Below are 4,784 nucleotides of genomic sequence, written 5' to 3'. Positions count from 1 at the left end.
AACAAAAGAGATGCTTCAGGAATTGATGCATGCCTTCTTTAAAGACCTTCCAAGAGGGAGCTCTATTAATTTTGATTTTGCCGATAAAAGTTTATTTACGGAACCTGGCATTTTCAATCGTGTACAAAATATGGTGCAGATGGCTCGAGCTGCTGGAGAACCAATGAAATTTGCATCCTCCCTTTCAGAATTAGAAAAATTACTTGCTAATGAACAATTATTAATTTATGAGCATTTATCACCACAAGATATTCAAAATCAGTATTTTTCTAATCGAAATGATAATCTACAAGCATTCGAAACCGTTCACTATGTACATGCAGTGAAGAATTAATATTATTCCTAATTGTTCCAATCCTTACCTGTTAAGATTTATTAAATACAGGTAAGGATTTTTGCATCTAGAGAAATAAATTACTTTATAAAGTTTTCTGAAATTATTAATCTTTTTAATTGAGAATAATTATCATTTGTTGTATAGTAGATAATACAATACTAATAATGGAGCAAGGAGAATATATAATGCAAATATACTGGACGAAAATAAATAAGATTATTGAGGAAACACCTGAGGTAAAAACTTACTTGCTCGACTGTCCAAAAGACTTTACATGGGAGGAAGGGTCCTATACTCATTTTGCACTAAAAGGTTTTAATGCCGGAGACAAACCAAACCGCAGCCTTGTTCGCCATATGTCAATCTCTTCTTTACCGGATGAAGATGCAATTGGTATTACAACGCGTATTAAAGAGCAGTGCTCTGAGTTCAAATCGATTTTAAGAAATCTTGAAGTTGGCAATGAAGTGGCAATATTTAAAACGCATTCAAATATACCGCTTAAAAGAGAAAGCAAAAATGTCTACTTGTTATCATCAGGTGTAGGTCTGGCTACTTTCAGATCACTTGTACTTGAATATCTCAAGCGTGCTGACAACATCAATCAAATTCATTCCTTGAACATCGATTCATCAAAAGCTTTCTTATTCACTGATATTTTTAAATCTGCACCTGAAAAGAACTTCAGCGCTCAGTTCGTCGATAATCGTAAGGACTATTATGAAGAAGTGAAAAATCTTGCTGCAGACAAGGATGGACACTTCTATATTGTTGGAAGTGATGACTTCATTGTACAGAATATTGAAGTACTACGTGAGCAGGGAATAACGCCTGAACAGATTATGCTTGATAAGCGTGAAAATGAACTGTCTAAGTTTTTAATCAATTAAATTTAGAGTTCGCTATCTTTACCATTATTTAAGATTGCGAAAAACATGAACGAAAAAGAGGCTGGGATATCAGCATTTCAACTGAAATAAACATGAACTATTATGCGATTAATTTACAAAAATATTCGTGTTTTTTAGAAAAAGGTTTGAAAACGAAGTGAAATGGAGCGGACGCCTCTCCAAACCAACTTATTATTTGCTTTCAAATAAATAAAACCTCATTTAATCTGGGGAACTAGACTTTTTCAGTGGCCTAAACGTAGTGACGAGGGAGGCTAAGCTTCCTCCCCGGCGCATCGTGCGTCTGTAGCGCAATGAAACGACTTAGTTCCCAGTCCTATTCTATTTAAACCATCCTTTTTCCTTAAATCTGGTGATGGCTTCTATTCGGTTTTTTACTTCAAGTTTGTCTAATATCATACTGATATAGTTTCGCACGGTTCCTGTTTTAATAGATAGTTCTTGAGCGATTTCTTTTGTATTTTTGCCATTCGCAACTAGCATAAGAACCTCTTTTTCCCGTTCGGTAAGGGGATTTTCTTCTTTGTAAACATCATCGACTAATTCTGGAGCGTAAATTCTTCTTCCCTCCATCACACTGCGGATGCTATTTGCTAAATCGTCGCTTGGACTGTCCTTGAGCAAATAAGCTGATACACCAGCTTTTAATGCACGCTGAAAATAACCAGTTCTAGCAAAGGTAGTTAATATAATGACTTTGCATGGGTGGCTCATAAGTTCTTCAGCTGCTTCTAATCCAGTTTTAGCAGGCATCTCTATATCCATTATACAAATATCAGGATTTTTTTCTTTGACTAGCTGAATGGCTTCTTCCCCATTGTTTGCTTTGCCAACAACCGTGATATCCTCTTCTAAATCAAGCAATGATCCCAGTGCACCTAAAAGAAGGCGTTGATCTTCGGCAATAACAATCCGGATCATAATAACTCCTCCCTTTCTATTATTTTTCCATCCCGCGGAACGGCTATTGTTACTATCGTTCCCGCTTTCGAGGTAATCTCTATCGTACCGTTGATAAAATCCAATCTTTCTCTCATGCCTGCTAGTCCGTTACCATTGTGAGCATCTTCTTCCTTAAAAGGAGTGGTTCCATTATCCTTGATTTCCATAATTGTTTCTTTATTATTTTGGTGGATGCTTATAGAGCAAGCTGTTGCATGGCTATGTCGAACAACATTTGTAACAGCTTCTTTTAAGCACATGCTTATAATATTTTCGGCAATGGATGATATTCTTAGATTGGAAGCTATATCGCACGTCAGGTTAATCTCAGCTGCTTCTACTATTTTTTTTACAAGAAGGAGCTCGTCTTTTAATTTTATGCCACGCATTTCAGAGACCATTTTTCGGACTTCGTTTAGCGCTGATCTTGAAGTATGCTGAATATCTTTCAGTTCTAAGCGAGCTTGTTCCGGATCCTTATACACTAGTTTTCTGGCTAAATCACTTTTTAAACCAATCAGGGAAAGCTTTTGGCCAAGTGTATCATGAAGATCTCTGGCAATTCGCTGCCTTTCCTCCAGTTTAACTAAATGAGAAATACGCTTATTCGCATCTTCCAATTGTTCCTGCAGCTGATCTTTCTCTTTACGGTTCTGAATATTCAAGGGCAATAAAATTACGCCAAACCAGATAATCAGCACAAAGGGAAGCTGTTTTATCAGCAAAGGATCACCTAGTATAATTTTGAAGTAAATGGCAAATGTAGTAACTGCCAAGTGGATAAAGTAAAGGATGAAAAAGGGAATCCGTTTTTTTATATTGCCGATAAAATAGGAAAGAAAAAAGGAAAAATATACATAGCTGTATGTATAAATGGCAAAGGTGGATATCCCAATTAATAAGGAAGGCCATAAATAGATTGTCCAGCCTTTTGAAAGATAAGCGATTCTATAAAAAAGAAAAAATAAGATGGTCAGGATGATGCCAGAAATCACATCAACTGCTGAAGAAGCATGGAATATAAAGTAAAATGGCAAAATGGTAAGCAATGTCCAAATATAAGGAGATATGCCGGTGCTTTTTTTTAACACTTCTAATCTTTTTATCATCAGATTCTGACCTCGTTTTATTAACTGTTATTTATCCATTTTAACATAAACAAAGCAGCAATTAATGGTATTAATCCCTTCTAATTGCTGCTCAGATAGTTCATAAAGCAAACGAAATATTTCTGTTTTATTCTTCAGACCCGACTGATGAACTTTCTTTTAGGGCATTTCAGATCTTGCAGATATGGAAAGGGGTTTCTTCTGCTTTTTCCATTCATAAAAGCTGATAAACTTTTTGTCTTTTTCGTCCCACAGACGGAATTTTAAAGAGCGAAGACTGCTTGCTAGTGTTATGGTTGGAACATTCTGTAGAGGCTCTGTCTGTTTATGGACCTGTTCTAAGTTGTAATTAGGAACTCTTGGACTTAAATGATGCACATGGTGGTAGCCAATATTGCCAGTCAGCCATTGCATCCATTTTGGAAGATGGTAGAAAGAGCTTCCTTCTACGGCTGCCTTTACATAGTCCCAATTTTTATCTTCCTCAAAGTAAGTGTCTTCAAAAGTATGCTGCACATAAAACAGCCAAACTCCAACTGAACCGGATATTAGAAAGATTGGTAGCTGTACAAGCAAGAAAGAAGACCAGCCAAGCGTACTTCCAAGAAGCACAGCTAACAACACAATCGAAATATTCGTTATATACGTATTTAGTCTTTCCTTCGTTCTAGCCCCTTTACGGTTGAATCGATTTGCTAAAAGAAATTCATAAATAGGTCCTAATATAAACATAATGAACGGATTGCGGTACAAGCGATATTTGATTTTTAGCAACAAAGAGGCATTTTCATACTCTTCTATTGTCATCATCCATAAATCGCCGACTCCTCGTTTATCCAGGTTACTGCTTGTTGCATGATGAATAGAGTGGCTATGCTGCCATTTACTATAAGGGAATAATGTTAAGATTCCCGTAATAGTCCCTAAAATCTTATTTGCTTTACGGTTCTTAAAGAAAGAAAAGTGACAGCAATCATGAAAAATAATAAAAATCCTAACTAAAAATCCTGCTGCTGCTATCGCGATTACAAAGGTTAAAATATAAGAAATACTTAAGCTTTTGTATGCTGCAAACCATAGTATGACAAAGGGCAGAATAGTATTTACGAGCTGCCAGACACTTATCTTTACAGTGGATTTCTCAAAAGGTGCAACAGCAGTTCTCAATTGTTTTAAATTTTTTATATTCATTTTTAGCTTCCCTTCTCTTAATGGATATCTATAGTATAAATATAAGCCAAACATATTGGCAGACATACATGTCATGTTCACTATATGACATTTGTCATATAGTTTTTTTGATGGTTTCGAAAACCCCTGGCTATGCCGGGGGTTCCGGAGAGCTTATAGCGAGGTAACAAAAAAACCTCCTTTCATGGTAGGATAAAGTTGGTTTCCCGACCACTTTATCTCACGCAAGAAGGAGGTATGCCCTTATGAAGGACATGAACAGTTTAGCACATACAACATGGAATTGTAAGTATC

Annotated in this window: 4 protein-coding genes and 1 pseudogene; 2 read left to right on the top strand and 3 right to left on the bottom strand. The window is 36.2% G+C overall.

Annotated features, from left to right (window positions below; all coding sequences use genetic code 11):
* A pseudogene (locus ADJ83_RS25745) lies at positions 1–334 on the top strand (SAM-dependent methyltransferase); the annotation flags it as partial.
* Positions 335–522: 188 nt separating this feature from the next.
* Entirely contained in the window at positions 523–1,227 is a 705-nt protein-coding gene (locus ADJ83_RS19515) for an FAD-dependent oxidoreductase (RefSeq protein ID WP_048718848.1), read from the top strand.
* A gap of 342 nt (positions 1,228–1,569) precedes the next feature.
* On the opposite strand, the gene ADJ83_RS19510 is transcribed toward ADJ83_RS19515, so the two are convergent.
* The 3 genes from ADJ83_RS19510 to ADJ83_RS19500 all read right to left on the bottom strand — a co-directional run bounded on the left by ADJ83_RS19510 (position 1,570) and on the right by ADJ83_RS19500 (position 4,490).
* Positions 1,570–2,169, bottom strand: coding sequence for a response regulator transcription factor (locus ADJ83_RS19510; RefSeq protein ID WP_031535755.1), 600 nt, complete (start codon positions 2,167–2,169; stop codon positions 1,570–1,572).
* Positions 2,166–3,299, bottom strand: a complete 1,134-nt coding sequence (locus tag ADJ83_RS19505; protein WP_031535753.1) for a sensor histidine kinase — start codon at positions 3,297–3,299, stop codon at positions 2,166–2,168. The genes ADJ83_RS19510 and ADJ83_RS19505 overlap by 4 nt, the downstream gene beginning before the upstream one ends.
* 159 nt (positions 3,300–3,458) lie before the next feature.
* Entirely contained in the window at positions 3,459–4,490 is a 1,032-nt protein-coding gene (locus ADJ83_RS19500; protein ID WP_031535752.1) for a fatty acid desaturase, read from the bottom strand.
* Between the last annotated feature and the right edge of the window lie 294 nt (positions 4,491–4,784).

It is taken from the genome of Bacillus sp. 522_BSPC, from assembly GCF_001076885.1.
Classification (GTDB): Bacteria; Bacillota; Bacilli; order Bacillales; family Cytobacillaceae; genus Niallia; species Niallia hominis.
This window is presented reverse-complemented; position numbering and strand designations above follow the sequence as displayed.